This is a genomic window from Magnetococcales bacterium (assembly GCA_015231175.1).
Lineage (GTDB): Bacteria > Pseudomonadota > Magnetococcia > Magnetococcales > DC0425bin3 > HA3dbin3.
This window is the reverse complement of the sequence record JADGBZ010000006.1, coordinates 70,807-92,630: the sequence shown is the minus strand read 5'-3', so window position 1 is coordinate 92,630 and position 21,824 is coordinate 70,807. Positions and strand designations below refer to the sequence as shown.

At 59.0% G+C, this 21,824-nt stretch carries 11 protein-coding genes and 1 tRNA gene; 1 reads left to right on the top strand and 11 read right to left on the bottom strand.

The window, feature by feature from the left end; translation table 11 throughout:
* From HQL63_02515 to HQL63_02465, 11 genes are all read right to left on the bottom strand, one after another.
* Positions 1-551: hypothetical protein (locus HQL63_02515; GenBank protein MBF0175712.1), on the bottom strand; the 551-nt coding region annotated here is incomplete at its 3' end.
* Positions 552-648: 97 nt separating this feature from the next.
* Entirely contained in the window at positions 649-10,476 is a 9,828-nt protein-coding gene (locus HQL63_02510) for a hypothetical protein (GenBank protein MBF0175711.1), read from the bottom strand.
* A 245-nt stretch (positions 10,477-10,721) separates the two neighbouring features.
* Positions 10,722-11,165 (bottom strand): cyclic nucleotide-binding domain-containing protein, encoded by a 444-nt coding sequence (locus HQL63_02505; GenBank protein ID MBF0175710.1) that lies wholly within the window; start codon positions 11,163-11,165, stop codon positions 10,722-10,724.
* A gap of 34 nt (positions 11,166-11,199) precedes the next feature.
* Positions 11,200-15,813, bottom strand: a complete 4,614-nt coding sequence (locus tag HQL63_02500; GenBank protein MBF0175709.1) for a PilZ domain-containing protein — start codon at positions 15,811-15,813, stop codon at positions 11,200-11,202.
* Positions 15,814-15,821: 8 nt separating this feature from the next.
* The gene (locus HQL63_02495) at positions 15,822-16,658 is read right to left on the bottom strand and encodes a response regulator (protein MBF0175708.1); all 837 of its coding nucleotides are present in this window, start codon (positions 16,656-16,658) and stop codon (positions 15,822-15,824) included.
* Positions 16,659-16,692: 34 nt separating this feature from the next.
* Positions 16,693-17,901, bottom strand: coding sequence for a hybrid sensor histidine kinase/response regulator (locus tag HQL63_02490; GenBank protein MBF0175707.1), 1,209 nt, complete (start codon positions 17,899-17,901; stop codon positions 16,693-16,695).
* Between the two features lie 17 nt (positions 17,902-17,918).
* Positions 17,919-18,896, bottom strand: a complete 978-nt coding sequence (locus HQL63_02485) for an FkbM family methyltransferase (GenBank protein ID MBF0175706.1) — start codon at positions 18,894-18,896, stop codon at positions 17,919-17,921.
* Positions 18,897-19,059: 163 nt separating this feature from the next.
* Positions 19,060-19,136 (bottom strand) — tRNA-Pro (locus tag HQL63_02480).
* A gap of 125 nt (positions 19,137-19,261) precedes the next feature.
* Positions 19,262-19,441: a hypothetical protein gene (locus HQL63_02475; protein MBF0175705.1), complete on the bottom strand. Its 180-nt coding sequence runs from the start codon at positions 19,439-19,441 to the stop codon at positions 19,262-19,264.
* A gap of 125 nt (positions 19,442-19,566) precedes the next feature.
* The gene (locus tag HQL63_02470; GenBank protein ID MBF0175704.1) at positions 19,567-19,788 is read right to left on the bottom strand and encodes a hypothetical protein; all 222 of its coding nucleotides are present in this window, start codon (positions 19,786-19,788) and stop codon (positions 19,567-19,569) included.
* A 431-nt stretch (positions 19,789-20,219) separates the two neighbouring features.
* The gene (locus HQL63_02465; protein ID MBF0175703.1) at positions 20,220-20,495 is read right to left on the bottom strand and encodes an integration host factor subunit beta; all 276 of its coding nucleotides are present in this window, start codon (positions 20,493-20,495) and stop codon (positions 20,220-20,222) included.
* 303 nt (positions 20,496-20,798) lie between these two features.
* Between HQL63_02465 and HQL63_02460 the strand changes: the two genes are divergently transcribed.
* A complete protein-coding gene (locus HQL63_02460; protein MBF0175702.1) occupies positions 20,799-21,761 on the top strand; it encodes an SUMF1/EgtB/PvdO family nonheme iron enzyme in 963 nt (320 codons plus the stop codon).
* The last annotated feature ends 63 nt before the right edge of the window (positions 21,762-21,824 follow it).

Below are 21,824 nucleotides of genomic sequence, written 5' to 3'. Positions count from 1 at the left end.
ACCGTGGCGACGGGTGGTTTGACGATGGTTTCGACCGGCGTTTTTTCGACCGTGGCGACGGGTGGTTTGATGATGGTCTCGACCGGTGTTTTTTCGACCGTGGCGACGGGTGGTTTGATGATGGTCTCGACCGGTGTTTTTTCGACCGTGGCGACGGGTGGTTTGATGATGGTCTCGACCGGTGTTTTTTCGACCGTGGCGACGGGTGGTTTGATGATGGTCTCGACCGGTGTTTTTTCGACCGTGGTAACGGGTGGTTGCACGGTGGTCGTGATGGGCGTCTGTTGGGTTGAGCCAACCGGAGGTTGGACAGAGGGTGTCGTGGTGGTCTGCCGGGACGTGGTTTCAGATGGTTTGGCCTCTGGCTCGGCGGCAGTTTGCCGGGGTGGAGTTGCCGGAGATATGCCCACAACCTGGGAAGGGGCATGGGGAGCCAGGAGCGAAAAAAAGAAGATCAGAGCACAGAAAAGCAGCATCAGGAACCAGGTCATAATGCCAATGGCACCATCAAGCAGCATGTAAGTGACTGGATCGTGGCGGTTCAGTTTCATGTCAACCCTGGCCATTCAAGGCTTGTCCCGGTTGCAATGCATGGAGTCGATTCGACTCCGGACTCCTCAGCCAAAGTACGTGCGCACCATCACGCGCTCATTTGTAGCGTGACAAAAAATTGTTGAAGAAAGACAACTTGTCCAATTTTGGCACTCTGGGCGTTACGATGCCATCGTGGGGGGCAGGGGGCGTTGGCTCTTGCGTGAAAACTTGATGCAGCTCCAGTTTGGCGACGGCGGGGAGATTCCCGGGCGGTTTGATGAACCACGGACCGCCGACTTTTTCCCCGGACTCTGGATGTATGTTCCCCTTTACCCATCCGCCGGAGCCGTGGATCGCTGCGGACGGCTGGCTCGGCTTTGTCGGCAAAGGAGATGGAGCGTGCCACGGACCTGCGGGTGGCGTGTTGACCGGCGACCCGGCTCTGTGGGTACCCGCTGGCGCTTGGCGCAGCGTGGTCGGCGACGGGGAAGGTGCGTGCCATGGGGCTGAGGGAGTCGTCGCTTTTTGCCGGGGAGTGGACTTTTGCGACTCATCGGGTGGAGGCAGGGCCGCTGTTGGCCCGGGGAGCGTGGCGACGTGTTGCCAGGGACCGGGCGTTGTCCTGGCGGAGGTTTCTCTCCGTGGATCCGTGACCGTGGGGGTGCGTGTTCCGGAGTGGGTGGCAGCGGCAGGCGGCTGTTCCATGGGCATGGGAGCAGGGGGCGGCGTCGTGACCCGGGTGGGCACGAAAGCGGGCGCCTTGACCCGGGTGGGCTTGATGGGCAGCTTCGCGGTCTGATCGGGAACAGGGGTTGGCGTCACCGGAGCGGGAGGTGGGCTGACCGGAGCGGGAGGTGGGCTGACCGAAGCGGGGGGTGGGCTGACCGGCGCCGGCAAAGGGGCTGGGGTAACCTGGGGCTGGTTTGACAACTCCAGCAGCAATTTTTGGGTGTAGGTCTGCAACCCCTGGGCAACCTTCATCAACCCCATGTCGAGCTCCAACAGGACATGGCCGTTCAGATTCCGGTCGAGGATGATCTGGCTGAAGCGCTCGGTCAACTCCAGGAGGAGGTCGATCACCCAGGGGTCACCGAGCGGCGCACCGGTGTGCAGCCGGGTGGTGATATCCCGGATCGTTGCCGTGATGTGTTCATCGTTCTCCCCAAGGAAAGCGGCCACAAAGCGGGAGACATCTTCCAACAGATCCAGCAGGGAGCTGCCATGGATGCGCCAGGGATGCTGGTCAGGAGCACTTTGAGCGGCATCCTGGGTCGGGGAGGCGGAGTCCACCGGTGCTGCTGCCATCTGGGGAAGGGGATCCTCGGCGGCGGAAGGCATCGAGGGTGGCGCCTCCGGTGTTTCGGCGACGACCTCGGTTTGGACCTCATCCGCATCCAGGGTCATCTCGGCGTTGGTTTGGATCTCATCCGCATCCAGGGCCATCTCGGCGTTCAATTCCGCCATCAGTTCCAGGGTGAAATCCTGGAGTCCCTGGGCCATTTTGAGCAGGCCCTGGTCAAGCTCCTGCAACACCTGACCGTTGATCTCCAGGTTATGCTCGAAGATCAACCGGCTGAAGCGTTCGGTCAACTCCAGGATCAGATCGACCATCTTGGGATCGTTGACCGGTACATCGGCCTTCAGTTGGCTGACGATCTCCTCGATGTTGGCGCTGATGCGCTCGTCGTTGCGCTCGAAAAACACCGCCATGAAGCGCGACACATCTTCCAGCAGTGTCAGCAGGGAGTCCCCTTTGATTCGCCAGGGGTGGTGACGGGGGTCATCTTTGGGGGGGGGCACGATGGCAGCGGGTTTTGGCAAAACCTCTACCACCTTGGCAAGGGCATCCGTGACGACCCGGTGCAGGGCGCCCTCCAGTTGTTCACCCTCTTGCCTGGCAAGGGCATCCGTGACGACCCGGTGCAGGGCACCTTCCAGTTGTTCACCCTCTTGCTGGACAATGTGGGTCAGAGTGGTTGCCAACTCCGTGCGGGAGATCCCCTCAGGTCGGTCGGTCACGGCGGTGCGGATGACCCGTTCCAGCCGGTTGACCGTCATCTCCCCTTCCGCATGCAGGGCTGTCAGCACCCCACGGGGCGAGAGTTCCTGGCCCAGACGGCCCTCCATCTCCCGCAACCGATCCAGCAGGGGATCCATGGAAAAGCTCCGGCTCAGCTGTTCAACGAGCCGTTGGCTGATTTGATTCCCCTGGTTGAGGATTGTTCTTTCCAGTTCTTCCCGGCCAAGGTCCAGGCTCAGGCGCCGGGTCAACCGCTCGCTCTCCTCCCGGATGATCTCCTTCAGGGGTTCAAATTCCAATTTTTTGTTGAGGGACTCCATGGCGGGCCCCATGAAGGAGGCCAGCCGTTCCAGTCCCAGCCGCAAACGCTCTTCAAGCTGGCCGATCTCCTGGCGGAATACCTCGGCCACCACCTCGCGGGAGTGGGTGGCGCCGGCCCGGGCCAGGGCGGCGGGGAGGGCTTCGTCCATCATTTGCCGTTGTTGGAGCATCATGCGTCCGGTTTCGGCCCTGACCACGGCGACAACGGGGTCGAGGGTGGATTGTCCCTCCATGCCCTTGACCACGACCGCATCCAGGGCATCGTGCAGGGCGCGGGATTGGTTGATCGAAAAATCCCGGAACAGACCACGGAAGTCGTCGATCATGGCATTCATGACGAGGCTTTCCCGGTTCAGGTTGTCCCGAATCAACCGGTCCATCGCCGGCAGGAGTTCGCCATGGTGCCGATGCATCTGTTCCAGCAGATGGGTTGGCTCGACACGCTCCCCGGCAACCAGTGCGGTCTGCAACTTTTCCAGATCGGGTTTCAGAGTGGCAAAATCATGGAGCAGGGCCTTTTTCAACTCACCCAGGATGGGTTCCAGGGTGGCCCGATCCCGGGCAAAAAGTTCCTCCAGGAGCTTCTCTTGCCTGGCCAGCAGCTGGCTTTCCCACTGTTGCCATTTCTGCTCGGCGAAAGGTTGGGAGGGCTCACCGGTCGGTTGTTGCCGGATCTCCGCCAGGACGGCCAGGAGATGGTTGCGACTCTCCGCGAGGGCGGCGGCCAGAACCTGTTCCAGGTGGGTTCCCATCTCCTGCTGTTGTTGCCGGGCGGCTTGGGCGAATTCTCCCAGGCGTGCGCCAAGTTCCTGGATCTTCTCTTGCAGCAGCTCGCGTTGTTCCTGGCGCAGGGATTGGCCGATACCTGAGAGGTGTCCGGCAACGCCCTGTATTTCCTGTTGCAGCAGCTCGCGTTGTTCCTGGCGCAGGGATTGGCCGATACCTGAGAGGTGTCCGGCAACGCCCTGTATTTCCTGTTGCAGCAGCTCGCGTTGTTCCTGGCGCAGGGTCTGGCCGATTCCGGAGAGGTGTCCGGCAACGCCCTGTATTTCCTGTTGCAGCAGCTCGCGTTGTTCCTGGCGCAGGGTTTGATCCATGTGGGTCAGGCGGTCGGTCAAACCCTGGACCTCCTGGTGCAAAACCTCGCGTTGTTCCTGGCGGAGGATTTGATTCAGGTCGGAGCGGACATAGGCAAAGACGGCGCTGAGCAACTCTTCCTGACGGGCAACGAGGCGTTCCCCTTCAGCGGTGATGGCCGCCAGAATGGGCTCGATGGTCAACTGGCCCGAGCCATCGCGCACGGCGACGCTCTCCAAGGCCTCGTGCAACACCAGGGACTGGTTTTGCGCCAAATGGTCGATTTGTCGGCCCAGGTCGAGCAACCGGGCCTCCTGGTCATGCCATTGGGGGGTCAAGACCTCGGCAACCACCCGTTTTTGTTCTTCCAGTATCTGGGCGTGACCCTGCCGCAAGGCATCTCCCAGGGGGTTCAACACGGTCTGCAACGCCTGCAACTGGTCGTTGCCTTTTTGCAAGGTGGCGTCCAGAGGGTTCAACATGGTCTGCAACGCCTGCAACCGGGTGTTCCCATCCTGCAACGTTGTTTCCAGGGGGTGGAACATCTCCCGCAGGCTGGTTTGCTGGGTGGTCAGATGTTCGGAAAGGCGCCGGGTTTCCGTCTGGATGATGTCGGCGACTTCAGTGCTGGTGAGACCTTGGGCCAGCTTGGCCTCGATGTGGGAACGCAAGCCTTCCAGGGCCTGGATCAGGGTTTCCCTGGTTTGTTTTTGTTCTTCCAAAACATCGAGATTGCTTTGCCGGAGATCCTGGCTCAGGGGAGGCAACAGTTCGTTCAAGGGGAACAACATGGCGTGCAGGCTGGTTTGACTGGTGGCAAACCGTTCGACGAGTTGATGGGTCTCCCGTTTGACGATCTCGGTCACAACTTCGGCGGAGAGGCCCGTGGCCAAACCGGCCTCGACCTGGGTGCGCAACGTTTCCAAGGCCCCGGTCAGGGAGTCACCGGCAGGGAGTTTGGCCAGCAGGCCATCCTGACGGGCCAACTGCTCCTGGACCTCCTGGAGCAGAGAGGAAGGTGAGAGTTCACGGGCCAACTGCTGCACCAAGTTTTCATCCATCTCCTGGATGGCGGTTACGATCCGTTCCAGCAGATCTTCCGGCGGCAGGAGGGCCACGACGCCGCGCAACTCCTCCCGCAGAATGGCCACCAGGGGTTCAAGGCCGAACTCCTGAACCGGGGTGTCGTGATCGAGGGAGTTTGCAGTCGCGGCCCGAACCTGGAGCAGATGCTCCTCCTGCTGGCCCATGGCTTCCAGGATGGGGGTCAACAGACGTTCTTCGATGGTTCGATGCCACGACTCCTGACCTTGTTCCTGTAGGGTCAGCATGCGTTCATGCCCCTCCCTCAGGAGGTTGGCATCTCTCTGTAGCATCTCCTGTAGGGCGGATTGCAGGGCCTGGAATTGGTTGTCGGCCAGATGCTGGCCAAATTTTTCCATAGCCTGCAGGACCGGAGTCAGGGAGATTCTCTCCACGATGGCCTGGGCCAGGGTGGCTTCATCGAAGGTCGTACCGGTGGTGTGGGCAACGGCGCTCCGCGCAGGGGAGAGGTTCAACGTGGTGAGGGACTCCCGCCACTCGGTGTTTTGCCGGGTGATCAACAACTCGGCCCACTCTTGCAGGGCACCCAGCAGGATTTCCGGTTGGGTGCCGAACACCTCCTTCACCATCTCGATCTGTCGTTCCAGGAGTTGGGTGGTTTCCCGGCGGAAAATCTCGAAGACCCACGAAGCGTTGGTGTCGATGCTTTCTGCCGTACCCGAACCCCCTCCCGGTGCTTGGGAAAGGATGCGCACCAGGCTTTCGTTCTGGCGCTCTCCCTGTTCGTACAGGAGGTTGCGTATGGGAGTGAGGATATGGACCACCGCATCTTCCAGGGAGCGTTTTTGTGCCTCGACCATGCTTGCGGCAGAGGCCTGGATGTGCTCCAGGAAGGTCTTTCTTTCGGTCTCTCCAGATTTGCTCAAGGTGTTGATAAAGGCATTCAGCCGTTCACCGATCGCCTGGATCTCCCTGGTCAACGGATCGTTCCAGCTCCTCGATGCCACATCCAGGGCGGCTGAGAGATCATCTTTACCCAGGGTCGTTGTCATCAGCCTGGTCTGGGCTGCGAGCAGTGTTTCGTTTTGGGACTTCAGATCGTCGGCCACACGCGCCAGGGCGTCACGCAGCACCGTCTCCTGGTTGGTGCGCAGGTGTTCCACTTCGTTTTTGACTGCGTGGGTCAGATCCCGTGCCAGATCGTCGCTGCCCACGGCGGCTTTCAGGTCGAAGACAACGTTGCCCATGGCCTGACGGACCAGCTCATCCTGGCGGGAGAGGATGCGTTCCCCTTCGGCCCTGACGGCTGCCAACAGCGGATCCAGATTGACCCCCTCATCGCTACCGCGCACAGCCACGGCGTGCAACACCTCGTGCAGGGTTTTGGATTGCCGCTGGGCCATGTTTTCGCTCTGCTCGCGCAGGGCTGCCAGCAACGGATCCAGGGTGAAGCGATCCTGGGCCAGGGCATGGCGCACCTCCGTCAACACCGGTTCCAGGCTCCGCCGTTCCTGGGCCAGCAACTCGCGCAAGACAGACTCCACGCCAGTCGGACCAGCCCGCTCGGTCAGGCGCTCCTCAAGTTGGGCCAAGGCGTTGCGGATGGTTTGCTCCTGGTCCAGGCGCAGGCGGCTCCCTTCGTCCTTGACGGCGTTGGTCAACTCACGCGCCAGATTGCCGTGATCTGTGACGGTACGCAGGTCATCCAGCACACCCTCCAGGGTTTGTCGGATCAAGGACTCCTGGCGTGTCAGGAGTTGTTCTCCCCTTGCCTTGACCTCGGCAAGCAACGGCTCCAGGTCAAAGCTTCCTGAACCCACTCCGCCCCGAATGAGATCCAGCACCTCTTGCAGGGTCTGGGAGTGTTGTTGGAGCAGGTGTTCCCCCTGGGTGCGCAGGGCCGTCAAGAGGGGATCCAGGTTGAACCGGTCGGTGGCCAGGGCCTCTTGCATCTCTGTCAGGAGTGGATCCAGGGTGGCCCGATCCTCACCGATCAGGTTGCGCAAAGCCTCCTCCTGGGCGGCGAGCAGTGAGGTGCTCCGGTTGTGCAGGGCGTCGAGGAGGGGCTGCCAATCCGGTTCAGGGTCGGGTGTCGTCCATACCTCCTCCAAATGGGCCAGAAGCGGGTCACGTTGGGCAAACTCGGCAGCCAGGATGTCTCGTATTTGTTGCTCATGGGTGGCAAGAAGGATTGCATGTTCGTCCTGCAACTTCTCCAGGAGCGGAGCGAACTGGTTTTCCACCCCGCGCAGCCGTTCGGCCAGGGTTGCGCTCTGTTCCATCAACCTCTCCAGGACCGGTTCGATCCGGTGGCTGACGCTCGTCAACTGTTCGGTCTGAACGTCTTGCCGATCCTGGAGCCTTCCGGCGATGGGTTCGATCTGCTGGCCGATGGTCTCCAGTTGTCCGGTGAGAACCTTGTGATGAGCCTGGATTGTTTCTGCGATGGGTTCGATCTGCTGGCCGATGGTTGTCAAATGTCCTGTCAAAGCCCGGTGATGATCTTGGAGTTTCTCCAGGAGCGGGGTTAGGCGTTTCTCAACGTTTCCAACCTGTTGAGTCAGGTGTTCCTGGAGTTGGGCGGTGTCGCCACCCATGACCACCTTGAGGTTGAGTGCCAGACCCGCAAGCGCCTGATGGATCAATTCGTCCTGGCGGGAAAGGATACGTTCTCCTTCGGCCTTGACGGCGGCCATCAGGGGTTCCAGGCTGACCTCCCCATCGCTGCCGCGCACCGCCACGCTCTCCAACACCTCGCTCAGGGTTCGGGATTGGTATTGGGCCAGGTATTCACCCTGCTCCCGCAGGACGGCCAACAGCGGATCCAGGGTGATTCGGTCCAGTGTCAGGGCGGTGCGCACCTCGGTCAGAATGGGTTCCAGGGTGCGCCGGTCGGTTCCCAGGAGATCCTGCAATACCCTCTCCTGGGCAGCGAGGAGTAGGGTATTCTGTTGGCGCAACTCGGTCAGAAGAGGTTGCAGATCCAATGCCGGTGGATCCCGGGTCAAGACCTCTCCCAGATGGGTCAGGAGTGGATCCCGCTTGCCCAACTCAGCACTCAGAATATCCCGCCATTGCCGCTCCAGGGTGGCCAGCTGGGTTTCGTTCTGGCTGTGCAATATTTCCTTCAAATCTGCCCATTTGGCGACCACGTCGGTGACGGTCTGCCGGGCCACTCGCTCCTGATGGGTACGCAGCTTTTCTTCCGCAGCGGTCAGGGTGGTGCGGATGGTTTCTGCCTGATCCAGCCGCCAGCGTTGTCCCTCTTCGGCCAGGGCCAGGCGGACCGCCTGCTCCTGGGCGGTGCGTTGGCGTTTGCCCTCTTCCTGCACTGTTTCCTGCATGGTCCGGGTCAGATCCTGCGCCAGGTTGGGACTGCCCAGGACGCTCTTCAGATCGGTGACCACTGCGGCCAGCGCCTGATGAACCAACTCGCTCTGGTGGGAGAGCACCCTCTCCCCTTCGGCCTTGACGGCGGCGAGCAGGGGATCCAGGCTGACCGCGCCATCACTGCCCCGCACCGCGACGGCGTCCAGGACTTCGTGCAGGGTTTGTGATTGTCGTTGGGCGAGGCTTGCGCTCTGCTCCCGCAACACGGCCAGCAGCGGCTCCAGGTCAACCCGCCCGGCTGCCAGCGCCGCACGCAGCTCCTGGAGCGCCGGTTCCAGATCCGGCTGGTTGTTGTGGCCATCCAGGAGTTCGCGCAGCATCGTCTCCTGGGAGGCGCCCTGCCGGCGCAGTTCGGCCAAAACAGGCTGTAGATCCGGCGGTTGTGCTACGGTGCGGGACTCTTTCTCATCCAGGATGGCCCGCATGGCCTGAGCGGTGTGGGACTCTTTCTCATCCAGGATGGCCCGCACAGCCTGAACATTGTCCTGCAAAAAGCGTTTTTCGGCGTGCTGGAGGTTTTGCAAAAGCTCCTGGATGGCGTGGTGCAACAACTCCCCGGTCCTGGCCTCCAGCCTGGCCAGGGGACGTTCAAATTGCGTGGCATCGGTCTGGCCCGGCGATGCCGAGAGGTGGGTGTGCAACTCCGTCGTGGTTTCGGCCAACACCTGACGAATGACGCTTTCGTTGCGTTGTGCCAAGCGTTCGCCCTCGGCATGCAGGGTCTCCAGCAGGGGCGTCAAAAACGTGTCGCTGTTCAGCCTCTCCAGGACGGAGGCCAGGGTTTGTTGATAGAGGGGTTCCTGATGGGTGGGCAGGTGTTGGCTTTTCTGGTGAATACCGGCCACCACCCGTTCCGGAGAAACCTCCTGCCGCAGGCGCTCGGTCCATTCGACCACCAGACCCTGTCCCATCTCCCGGATCAAATCTCCGATGCGGGCCATCTCGGTTTGGAGTTGAGCGAGGGTTGTTTCAGGGGTTTGGTTCAGGGTGAGACGATCGGTCATCTCTCGCAACGACTGCCGCAAAAGTGTCTCCCGGCTCCGCAACATTTGTTCGGTCCGGTCTTGATAGGTGTCCAACACCCGCACGGCGGAGTCGCGGGCCATTTCGGCAAAACGTTCTTCCAGCGAGCCGATGACCTGGTCCAGGCGGGTGGTGGCGCGCTGCAACTCCCGGGAGGTATCGGCCTCGCGTGCGCGTTTTTGTTGATCAAGGCGCATCATCAACTCGTTGAGGGAGATCTCCTGGGACTCTGCCTGGCGGGCATTTTCCTGACGCAACTCTTCGAGAACCGGATGCAGGGTGCCCTGGATGCTTTTGACCACCTTCTCCCGCAAGGTATGGATGGAGAGATTGAGACGGGCGGAGATTTGCTCAGCGAGGCCGGTTTCATCGATGGTGGCGGTCATGCCACCGGGGATGGCCAGGGAGTCGGCGCTACCCAGCATGATCCGCATGTTGAGTTCGACGCAGAAAATATCCATCTGGCGGGTGAGGGTACGCACCCGGTGCCGTTCGGCCCACGAAAAGAGCATGCCGGCAAAAATGGCGACGAAGGAGATGAGAAACTTCAGCGAGGCGGTGTTCAGCAATCCGAGCAGGGCATGCCGGAACTGATTGGGATCGGTGGTGACCAGCCCCTGGGTGGTGGTGATCAGGGCGGCGGTCATGGTGGCGAAGGTGATCAACAAGCCTCCCCCGATCATGTAGCCCGGTACCGAGCGGAAAAATTCCAGGTCGATATGTGGCACAACCACCTTGTCGAAGGGAAAATATTCCCGCGCATCCCGCAGGCCGCGCACGGGCTCTGTTGCCTGCACCCGCAGGGTCAGTCGGAACGCAGCCCAGGCATCGGCCAACAGCTCGTTGCGGGCAAAGCCGGCATCGATGGTGGAAAAATTGCGGGAGAACTCCTGGACGCTGCCTTGGCTGTCGAGGAGGGTTTGCGCCGATGCCAACCGGGAGCGGACCCATTGCAGATGGACCCGGTCCAGCCGTATCCACTGGAGAGTGCCCCAGGCCAGAATGACGAGCAGCAGAACCCCGGGAAACCAGGTATGGTTCAAATAGACGGCGAGGATATTGGGCATGAGAACCTCATCCCGACAGATGCAGGCAGAATCCGACGCAGTACACAAGCATCAAGCGAGCCAATTTCTTTGCCACCTTTCGCACTTTAGTAGCTGCCCATGTACCCGGTCACGAATCGGGATCCATGGGGCTGGCCCCCTGGCAGGTCCAGGACAGAGTCCTGGTGGGGTTCGGGGCGAAGCCCTGACAAAGGCTTTCATATCCAAGCTTTTCTTGAAAGGGCGCCGAGTAGTTCCCTCACTTGTTATTTTCTCAGTTTGACAAAATCCGCGATCCGCTGGCCGATCATGAAGGCAAAGGATCGGGTCATTTCGACATTTTCCTGCATGAGGTCGCGAAAGGTCTCCACATCCAGGGTCAGGAGGGTGGCATCGGTGTGCGCAAACACGTTGGCGGCGGCAGGTTTGTTGGAGACGAGGGACATCTCGCCCAGGATGGCCCCGGCTTTGAGAATGACGGGGCGTGGTTCACCTGCGGTGGGAACCTCCACCCGGATTTGGCCGTCGCGCAGCAGATACAAGGTGCCGTTATCGTGGTTTCTGCGCAGGATCTGGTCACCGGTCTGATATGTGACCACGCTCAGCATGGGGATAATCCTGGTCTCGATGACGGTCGGGTCGATCTCGCGAAATCCGGCGACACCTCTGAGAAATTGGACCAGTTCCTGATAGGAGATTTCGTTTTGCATGGCACATGACCTGGAGCTGATGGACGATGTGGTGTCAGAGGGAGATGGTAAACTCCGAGTCCAGGGTCACGAGCCCCCCTACAGCGCCACCCAAAACCCTGTCGCGGACCAGTTTGACAAAACGGTCCTCATCCTTGTTGGCGATGGTCATGGCCGCCCTTTTGCCGGCGACCCGCACCAGGTAACAGGAAAATTCCGATTTGTCGGGATCGATGCCCAAGGTTACGGTTCCCTGCATCTCCTTGGCCCAGGAGGGGTCCGGGGTGTCGCTCTCCACGGCCAGACCAGACTTGCTGATATCTACCGTCTGCCCGGTTATGGTACCCCCCGAGGCCAACGTCAGTTCAAAGGAGCTGTTGACCTGTGTGCGCTCGGCCCGACGTCGGGAACCATGATACGAAGTACCACAGAACTCGTACAGCAGAGAATCTTTGGAGCGCTTGTGGTCAACCTTGGGTGGGTCTCCAGCCGCATTGTTTTCCGCTTGCAGACGGCGGTCGATGACGGGAGAGATGGAGACCTGTGTGTGAATATGCTTCACCCTTTGCAGATAGACCCGGGTTTGTTGATACAAGGGTAACAGGGCGGACTGGATTCTCTCTTCCGGGTCTCCCTGGTCGATCGACGACTGGATGGCGCCAAGCGTTGCCTGTGAATCCTCAATCGACAGGGTGAGATGCTTCAGGAAAGGTTGATGGGTCTTGAAGGTCTTCATCAGTTCCTGCGGGGGGATGGGACACTCCAGGGCTTTCCATTCCAACTGGTTGATGGCCAACAATACGCTGCGTGTCTCCTCCAGCTCACGGCGAATTTGTCCCATGATCTTGGCCAGGGGGACACCAGTCGGCAAGGCATCCTCTTCCAACTCGGGTAGGGTAGGTGATTCTGATCGGAGGGCCCCTCCGACCTGGCTTCCCATTTGGCCTGGATACATTTGGACCAGGGCGGTCGAAAGGCCGACCGAGTCCCGCTTGCCCTGGAGATACTCCAGGCAATTTTTCAGGAAGCTGAACAGTTTGAAGCATTGGGACTCCAGGGCGCGGCACAGGGCCACATTGTGTGGTTCGGCAATGTCGGGATTGTTCAGCAGCAGGTCAAGCCGATCCTTCATGGAGTTGATCTGTAAGGGAATGGAACGCAGGAACAGGCGGTAGTTTTCGAGAAAGACCCGTTTGTCATGTTGGGCTGGGTCGTCCGGGTTATCAGATCCAAAGAGAAACAGGGGTTCGATCTCGTGGATCTCGTGCAGAGATCGCAACGCCTCGTCCATTTGTGTCCGGATTTTGGTGGCGATCTTGTCGACCAGGGTCAGGACAAAGATGGTGGAATTCAAAAGCTCATGGGTTGTCTGACACATCCTTTCAAGATTTTGTACCTGGCGGAGCAAAATGAATTCACCTGTTTCCCGGTCAAAGCTGATAATGGAGATAATTTCGTGGAGAGAGTCTCCGCCGAGGGATTTTTTTGCGGCGGAGCGACCATTTTGTTTGTGGCTGGGGCGCTCCACTATTTTTCGGCTGTCCCAAAGGTCCAGTAAAAAATCTTCGATGGTACTCAGGCTGCACTCCAGCCGGTCGATGCCCAGGGTGACCTCGAATACCTCCCTGAATTTGAGGTGTTCCATGATGGCATGGATGGGGCTCAGATGATCTTTGCGGATGCGGGTCAAGGTGAAGATGAGGGTATCCTGTTGCGAAACCAGGTTGTCGATCAGTTGCAGGATCTGGCTGACACGATCCTCTAGACGGGCAATCTGGCGTTCCATCGGTTTGCTGTCAAATTTTTGGTCAGCATTTTTCAGGATATTTTCCACCTCAGTCAGGTTATTGGCCTTGACTACTTGCAGAAAGACCCCCTCATGGAACAGGGAGCGGTGAAAATGCGCCAGGCCGAGGAGTTCAAAATACCCCCGCTCAAGGTTTGCAAACTCCTTTTGCAACGCCTCGATCTTGAACGCCGAGATCAGACCTTCCGGTTTGGTGATCCGGGTCAAGGATTGTGTCAAGGGGGTCAGAAAACGGCTCCGTATGTCAGGAAAGCGGTCGTTCAATGAGGTGAGAAGGAACGGCAGAAGTTGTTCCAGGACGTTCTTGCGATCCAGAGAGGCGGCCATGCTTTGACTCGTGGAGTACAGCCAGCCCACGCGGGTCAGGGGGAAGGGACGGCGGTCGGGGGGGGTCAAAGGACGCAAAAACACGGTATACAGGGTGTTTTTGACATGACGCCGGATTTCAGCAAAAAAGGAGGAGGATCTGGAGGAGCTGATATGTGTGGATCCCTCCTTGTCCGTGGTGGTCTCCGCCACCACGATTTGGGCCATCCTGGCGTGCTCCGAGTCCAGTGCGGCATTGAACTTATCTCTTGTTTTTGCAATTTTATCAATAACTTCTTCACGGCATGCACCGAAAGTATAGTAGGCGTTGCCGATCGGTCTGAACAGGCCGGGGAAGATACGGTTCAACAGATTGGGCGCGTAGGCCTCATGCCGCCGGTAGTAGTCGCTGATCAGGGTTTGCCGGGCATTGTAGGCCTCCACTGCGGCAACGCGGGCCGTGGTGAAAAGTCCCATGAACCAATAGCGAAGATGTTCGACAAAAGAGCGGGTCGAGGCATCCTTGACGATGGGGTTGGTATCTTCCAAAAGCTCGTGCAGGGCCAGGTGGATGATCTCTTTTTTGGGGCAGGGGACAGAGGGCATCAGCGGGCGCACGTCGGAGCGCACCAGAAAGGTGCGGATTTTGGCGACATGATCTGCCTCCCACTCGATGAAACGCTGGATGTTTTCAGCCAGAAACTCCTGGTCGCGGCGGCCCCAGCGCGCCACCATGGTGCTGTAGAGGATGGGATCGGAGAGATCCATGCTGATGGCGACGACAAGGATCAAGATCAGAAAAGACAGGCCCAGAACGACGCCATAATGGTTCAACAGAAAAGCGTACAACTCGGGGATACTGCGCCGCTTGGCCATGGGGATGCCACCCTCTTTCAACTTGTCGATAGCGCTGATCTGAGGGATGTCAATCTTGATATGGATATCATAGTTGACATTGGAGGGGGTTCCGGCCCGGTCCACGGTGCGGAGCAGTTGCACGTACTCTTCGCTCAAGCTCTCAATTTTTTTGGCGGTTACGCCAAAGCGATTTTTGCTTTTTTCCAGAGCAACGACAATGGTTTGAACCTTTTCGTTGACGTGATAAGGCTCCAGTGCCAGGACAGTTCCGGAGTTTTTCAGGGTCAACGAGTCAAAGTTCATGAGGTTTTCCAGCGACTGCATCTCGTGGCCGACGATGCTTTCCATGTTCCGGAAATCCCGGTCGTATTCGGCCATGATGTGCTTGACGCGATCATTCAGGGAGACTTTCAGGTCCAGTTTGGACGCACGCAGCATGGTATCGATTTCGGTGGCCAGAGCGCTTTTTTTGTCGGATTCCCGACTGACATCGCGTTGCCCGGGCTGATATCCCCCGTGGATGATGTAATGTTTTCCCCAATAGCGGGGGCCTTTCAGCGAAATGCCACTGCTGGCGATGCCGCGCATCTCGTCCTGCGGGACGCTCTGAAACTTCTCCAGAGCTGCCTTGACCTTCCCTTCCAGACCGACACGGATATCGTGGAGGGTGCTGGGTTTTTCCGGGTTGGCTGTCTTGGGGTCGCCTAGGGCGGCGCTGACCTGGTCGCGAATGACAAACCACTGTTGCTGGAGGTCACTGGATTTAGAAGTCAGCAGCACGATGCCGTCAAAGTTGGTCGAAATGGAGACGCCGGTAAGAAAGAAGGCCACGACAAACCAGCGGGGATAGCGGCGAAACGTGGTCAACATGCCCCGGAAGACCGCGCCGGTGGACGCGATCCCCTGAAACAGGCGTGACTTGAAATCCAGAATGACCGAGGAGAGCAGGAGCCCCACTGCCAGGGAGAGGAGCAAGCGGGTACTTTGATGTTCCTGACCGGCCAGCTCTTCGCCGAACAGCTTGATAAACGAGGGATTCTGAAACAGATCGTTGGCTCCCATGGCCGTGGTCAGGGAGGAACCGCAATAGAGAAAAAGACCCAGCAGAAACTTTCCCAGGTTGCCGGTCTTGGTCAGGGTTTCACGAATTTTTCGCCACAAGGAGAGACCTCCGGTTCCTGATCCCCAAATGTTGGCCAAGGACCGCGTGACCTTGATGGGGGGGGGAGGGGGGGCGCTGATATGCCTTTGATGGGCGACAAAAGCGGACCGCAGGGCGACCAGGTTGAGTTCAAACAGGATGCGGGCCAGTTCGTAGAAGGGGTTTTCGGTCACCACCCCTTCGTTGCGCTGCATCAAGGCCAGTCGGAAGAGTTCGAATTGTTGGGTCAGGGGTTTTGTGCTGGGACCGGTGGCGCCCCTCTCCCGGGTGTGCTTCGCCTCTTCCAACAGGGAGGCGCGAAGCTTCTTGACCTTCTGCTGCAATATGCTGACCCGGGTTTCATCCAGGAAAGTGCCAGGTTTGTCACCATGGGTTTCCGGGGATTCGGCATCGCTCCAGGATGTGGAGGGTGTGATCCAGGTTATCAGGTCATCGGAGGATGTCCGGACGCGGCTTCCGTCTGCAAACCAACTGACAACGATCCCCCCATAGTAGACAAAAAAAGGGTTTTCCCGGGATATTGTCTGAGTGTCCATGGATCTCTTCAGGCAAGGGGCTGAGGTTGCGGGAGGCGTTCGTTTTCCAAGGCCGTCTTGACGTGACTGAACTCGGTCTGCACCCGTTTCAAGGCGTTCGTCGCTGCGGAGAGATCCCCGGAACGGGCATGCAGCTCCAATTGTTTCAGCAGATCCGAAAGGGTCATGGCGCCAAAGGTGGCGCTTTGGGATTTCAGGCTGTGGGCCCTGCGCTGTACGAGGGCAAACTCCCCGACAATCAAAGCCTGGTTGATCTCTACGATTTGGGACTCCGATTTGTCAAGAAACTGGCCAACCAGGTCGGCAAAGGCGCCGGGAACACCCGCCAATGCTTGCTTGAGGTCAGCCAGCTTCTTTGCATCCAATATTTTTACGGGATCCTGGTGCTGGTCAACCCTGCCCCCCTGTGCCGGTGCAGCGGCGCCCAATCCCAGCCAAAACATCAATTTTTCCTGAAGTATTCGTAACGTAACCGGTTTTGTCAAACAATCATCCATGCCTGCGGCCAAACAGAGCTGTCTCTCTTTCGCCACGGAGAAGGAGGAGAGGGCCAGAATGGGCAAGGAGGGAGCAGTGGCGCGCCGACTCTCCAGGCGGCGAAACTCCCGGGTAGCCTCATATCCATCCATGCAGGGCATCTGGCAATCCATCAGAACGAGGTTGTAGTGACGCTGCTGTAGCAAATCCAATGCCTCTTTTCCGTTTTCAGCCACCTCGACCGTGATGCCAAGGTGTTTCAACATGGTGGTTGTGACCTGACGGTTGATGGATTCATCATCCACCAGCAGTACGCGGATGTGGTCCGGGAAGTGCGTCCCGCCGACGAGATTCTCTGTATGGGTCATGGATTGATCCCGGCAACGCTTGGGTGGAAAAAGGTCAATAACCGGGTGTCAGGCACATCAGGCGGCGAACGCTTGCCAGAAAGTCGGTGGGTTGCACAGGCTTCATGATAAAATCAGCCGCGCCCATCCGGAATCCTTTGACTCTTTGGACCATGGACTCTTCGCCGGTCAACAGGATCACCGGGATCGAGGCGGTGAGGGGATCCCGGACGATCTGTTCCAGCAGCTCGAATCCATTCATGACCGGCATGGCGATGTCGGTCACGACCAGATCGATACCCGAGCCGTGATGGATGTTGCGGGCTCCCTCACCCAGGGCGACCAGGGCCAGAGGGCCGCTCCTGGCCTTGATCACGTCGATGTTGAGGGAGTCAAGCATCGTGGCCAGAAAATCCAGATCCAGTTGTTGATCATCCACAAGCAGAACCCGGGGTTTTGGGTTGGGCAACCGCATGTGAAATGCACTTCCCTTGCCGACTTCCGACGTTACCTCCAGCATGCCGCCATGCGCTGCCACGATACGGGACGCCAGGGGTAGCCCCAGGCTGGTGCCGCGCTTGCGCCGCCCGCCAAGAGATGACTTGACGGACACTGTGCCTTTTTCCGTAAACAGTTCTTGTTGATCTTCCGCCGCAATACCGTCTCCCTGGTCCCGGACCGAGCAGGTGATCCAGGGCGCCTCTCCCGGGCCACGGTCCACATGTTCCGTCATCTCCAAATCCACCTGACCATCGGGTTTGGTGACGTTGATGGCGTTCAGGAGCAGCTCAAGCGTGACCTCCTTCAACAGGGTGGGATCCCCGAACAGGCGTAACTCACTTGGGATATGGGTGACAATCTTGATCTGGCGCCATTTGGCCTGCGGGGATGCCAGGGTCACGGCGGCATTGACGACCTCCTGGCCGGGTATGAATATGGCATTCGGGGTCAGACCGGCATGACGCGCCCCATACAGGTGGAAAAGGCGTTGAGTGGATTGGGAGAGGCTCCGGGTGATGTCGTAGGCGCGTTGCACGAGGGCGGCCTGGTCGGGCCGCAAGGCGTCCACATCCCGCAAAACCAGGTCCAACAGGCCTGCCATGGCGCCGAGAGGCGACTGTAGATCATTGATGATCAGGGCATTGATTCGATCTGACCGTCCCATCTCCTGCGGCATGACCTGGAGTGCGCCATCCTTGGCCAAGGAGAGAGAATCTGCCAACACAGTTGTTTCCGGAGGCAGAGATTGATTTTTTTCAGGCATGCCTGTGTCTCCTTGTTCTACTCCCCGGCTGGGGTGGAGGCCCGGCAAAAAATATTGAAGCCAAGGGCCTTGCCAGCGTTTTTGTTTTGTTTGATTCCTGGTTTGGAGTCGAGACGTTGAACGGAAAACCCGCTCTGGCGAATCTGTTCCAGCAGGGTATCGGCTGCGGCCAGGCCATCCTTGTTTCGGACATGCACCTCCATGAGGATGGCGGAAAACTTTGCCAGGGAACCATCCTTTGCCGCTGCGGCAACGATGTCATACTCTGCCCCCTCGACATCGCACTTGAGCAGATCCACGGTGTTTTCGCCGGTCCACTGGAGCAGATCCCGCAGGGAGATGGTCTTGACCTGTTTTACCTGGATGGCATCGGAGTCACAGGGTTTGAAACTGCCTGGCAGCAACGTGTTGCAACATTTTTTCCGTTTGTGGGAAAAAAAGTCCACGGTCTGGTTTGACTCTCCCGAGACAGCCATTTGTAGCACTGTGGCGTTTTTTTTTTTGTGCAGGGCCAGATTTTTTTTGATTTGTAGGACGTTGTCGGGGTCAGGTTCGACCAGGAACACCTTGTCGGCTCGTTCCAGGAGGAGGCAGCCGAAGAGGCCGATATTGGCGCCTACGTCCAACACCGTGTGGAGGCGTTCAGGCAACGTGGCCAGCTGGTACTCATCTTCGATGACAATATCCCGGAACATCTCCCCGTCGCTGGTTCCGGGGCGCAGGGCGAAGGTGGGATGCTTATCCTGTCTGATCAGCAGATCCCCCGTGTCGGACATGCCGACCCGGACCGCTTGATGACTGGAGAGCCAGTCCCAAAGGGGGTGATCGGCCCACTCGAACGGGTGGGTCAGGCCGTGAACACATTGAAGCTGGAAAGGATTTTTGGTGAGAAAGGTGAGGAGAAGGGATGCCCGCCAGGGATCGGCGAAACACGCCCCGCAGATGCGTCGACGTTGGGACCATCTCAGGAGCTGGGGCAGGCGTCGCAACTTCATGCTGGCATCCGGTCCTAGAGTAGTGACAGGGGACGCCGCTCAAAGTATCACGCAGGGTGAGGAAAGGGAAGAAGGCTACAACATACGGGCCGCAAGAGGAGGCTCCGAAGTTGTACAGCCCGCCGACCCAAACAGAAACAGGACACTTCCCGACCGCAAAGATTGGTCGGGGCGAGAGGATTCGAACCTCCGACCCCTAGCACCCCATGCTAGTGCGCTACCAGGCTGCGCCACGCCCCGTCCGACCATCTGCTTAAGCCGCCAGCAACCACGGCGGGCCTCAACTGCCCGCGCATCTTGGTGGAGTTTGGGAAGGTTGTCAAGTTGCCAAAATGGCCCCAGCCTTGCGGAGCCCCTCTTTTTTTCTAGCGGGCCCGGGTGTGGAGACGGTCAGGGATGGTTTGATGTCGGCTCGAATGCGCCAGCCGGTCCAGGTTTTGCACCCAGGCTTGCAGGTCACTCTGGGTCAACATGACCATTGTTTGACGGCTTTCCGTCAAAAATTCCGCCATCATGGGGTCGGCCATCTTTTGCGGCGTATTCACGATGTTTCCTCCACTCGAACGAACATTGACGCGGGTGACGTGGCACAGCGACGCAGCGCACCCGTCACACCGCTCCCGCCACCGGAGGGACAGCACGCTTTCCGGTGGCTGTCATGACTGGCCCATCATTGCGGCAAAAAGCCCGACGCACAGCACCAACGTTTCTCCAGCGGGGGCAGGAAACTCTCATCTTCCTCGATGTTTGCACGAGGAATACCGAGGCCAGGTCTGGGTATAGCCACGCCGATCGGCTCACCCTCCAGGATATACCGAATGACCGGCAGGCTTGGGTCGATTTGCAGGGAAAAACCAGTCAATTCCTGCTTGAGAATCTGATTTTGCAACATGGCTTCATCTCCTCTATTGGCGGAGCGACATCTGCTTCGGGTCACCGCCACCCAGGGTGGGTCACTGCATGAGACCCGTCATGATGGGTTGAAGTCATGCAAATAGTTTGCCATGTTGTCGTGCTTTGATGTTCGGCGCTGTGGGCCAAAAAAAGGTCGAGGGCAGCCACGGATCCGCTGTCAGATGCGCCACAGAGGGCCAAGCATCGGACATGCCGCACGCTCTCGGGGTGGCAGCAGCGACCTGTTTTGCGGAGGGGAGAGGATGGCGAGGAGGAGCAGGTCCGGGGGAAAAGCGAACACCGCAGGAACCGTCTCCCATGCTGACCGCAGTCAGCATGGGAGTACGACCGGGACGGCACCGACAGAACCGATCAGGAGAACGGGCAGGGTGCCCATGGCATGCCCTGGCAACACCCTGGCGGGTGGTTTCAGGAGTCCACCCTGCGGCGCATTTCCTTGCCGGCCTTGAAAAACGGTGTGCGCTTTTCAGGGATGGATACCAGGTCACCTGTTTTTGGATTGCGGCCTTCACGCGCTGGGCGCAGGCGCACGCTGAAGGCGCCGAAACCACGCAACTCGACGCGGTCTCCACGTTCCAGTGCCTGGGTGATGTTGCCAAAGACAGACGACACCACGGTTTCAGCTTCTTGTCGGGTCAAATTGTGCTGTTCTGCGACTGACTGGATGAGTTGGGATTTTGTCAACTTTATTCCCCCTTCAGACTTGCTGGCTTGACGGAAAGGGTTTCTGGCATCTCTGCCCCACACTGCTGGGGACGATTTTGGGCGAATTGTGCCCGAAAGCAAGGGATTTTCGCGAAGATCTCCACAGATTGTTGTGACGGATGTTTTTATGGTGGGACAAACTGTCATCTGGATGTGGCTTGTGCTAAAATCAGCTCGGGGTGCGGCTCGGTGGCGTTGCGGCGAGGGTGAGTGGTGGTGCGTGGTGTGGCCCTTTGATACCTCGTGATATTTTCCAGAGTGGTTCTTGCGGTGGGGATGAGAGTGTTGAACAGGCAGCGCAGGGATCTGGTGCGCAACAGCAGGGGAAAGACATGGCAACCCCTGGGCAGCGGGGTGCAGGACACTTTGGCGCGTCCAGTACGCAAGGGCCGTCGTTTGCGCTTGATGGCGTTGTTTTTGATTCTGGCAGCAGCGGCGCTAAGTGCCTTCCTGGTTGAATTTGGCAAACCGAAACGGGACTCGGGACAGAATCTCTTCAATCCGGCGCCGATCCTTGATCATCAGGCATGCCAGTTGCAAGCGAAGCTGGGGGAAGCGGCCCCGGAGATGGTCGAAATTCCCGAAGGGGAGTACGATGTGACCCGTTTGTCGCTCTCTCCGCAGGTAAAGGGATTTTTGAACGCGGTTGGTTTGGCACGGATTTTGGTTAAGAAGCCCTATTTCATGCAGTCGCGCGCAACGAGCCAGGATGAATTTGCCGGTTATGTGGCGCATGTGCAGTCCATGCCGGATGGGGAGGAGAAAAATCGTCTGTTGGTCCAGATTGGGATACATTGGCAAGGCGCTCCGTTGCGCCCTTCTGCTCAGCCGACGTTTTTCGGGAGGCTCTTTGGGCGGGAGAAGGTGATACCGGTGGAAAGCATCTCTCAGGAGGCGGCTCGGGGGTATGCGGAGTGGTTGAGTGATCGTTCCGGATGCCAGTTGTATCTTCCCAGCCGCGAGGAGTGGGCGGCGGCTGTCATGTTTTTGCACGGGGATTCGTTTGGGGGGCGTGGACCTCCTCCCCGGGTCGAGGCCGTGCGGCGCGACCTTCTCCGGGGAGTCAGGGAGTGGAGCCGCTCCCCGTGCCCGGGGGGATTCTATCTGACGGGAGGGGATGAGAAGACGGGAGGGGATGTGAATCGGTTGGGAGTCGAGGCGGACCGGGGTCTTTGCATGCCGGCCATGGTTTCGATTGCCGGTTTTCGGTTGGTCACGAAAAGCAACGCTGCGACATCGCGGTAGTTCTCCGCCTGCGCAATCCTTTCTCAGGTGCTTGTCCGGTATGGGACGCATGGCTGTTCGGTC

Bases quoted from the DNA above. Each gene is read 5' to 3' on its own strand.
- HQL63_02505 (MBF0175710.1), bottom strand. From the start codon at position 11,165: ATGCAAAACGAAATCTCCTATCAGGAACTGGTCCAATTTCTCAGAGGT.
- HQL63_02500 (MBF0175709.1), bottom strand. From the start codon at position 15,813: ATGGACACTCAGACAATATCCCGGGAAAACCCTTTTTTTGTCTACTAT.
- HQL63_02470 (MBF0175704.1), bottom strand. From the start codon at position 19,788: ATGTTGCAAAATCAGATTCTCAAGCAGGAATTGACTGGTTTTTCCCTG.
- HQL63_02510 (MBF0175711.1), bottom strand. From the start codon at position 10,476: ATGCCCAATATCCTCGCCGTCTATTTGAACCATACCTGGTTTCCCGGG.
- HQL63_02485 (MBF0175706.1), bottom strand. From the start codon at position 18,896: ATGAAGTTGCGACGCCTGCCCCAGCTCCTGAGATGGTCCCAACGTCGA.
- HQL63_02490 (MBF0175707.1), bottom strand. From the start codon at position 17,901: ATGCCTGAAAAAAATCAATCTCTGCCTCCGGAAACAACTGTGTTGGCA.
- HQL63_02495 (MBF0175708.1), bottom strand. From the start codon at position 16,658: ATGACCCATACAGAGAATCTCGTCGGCGGGACGCACTTCCCGGACCAC.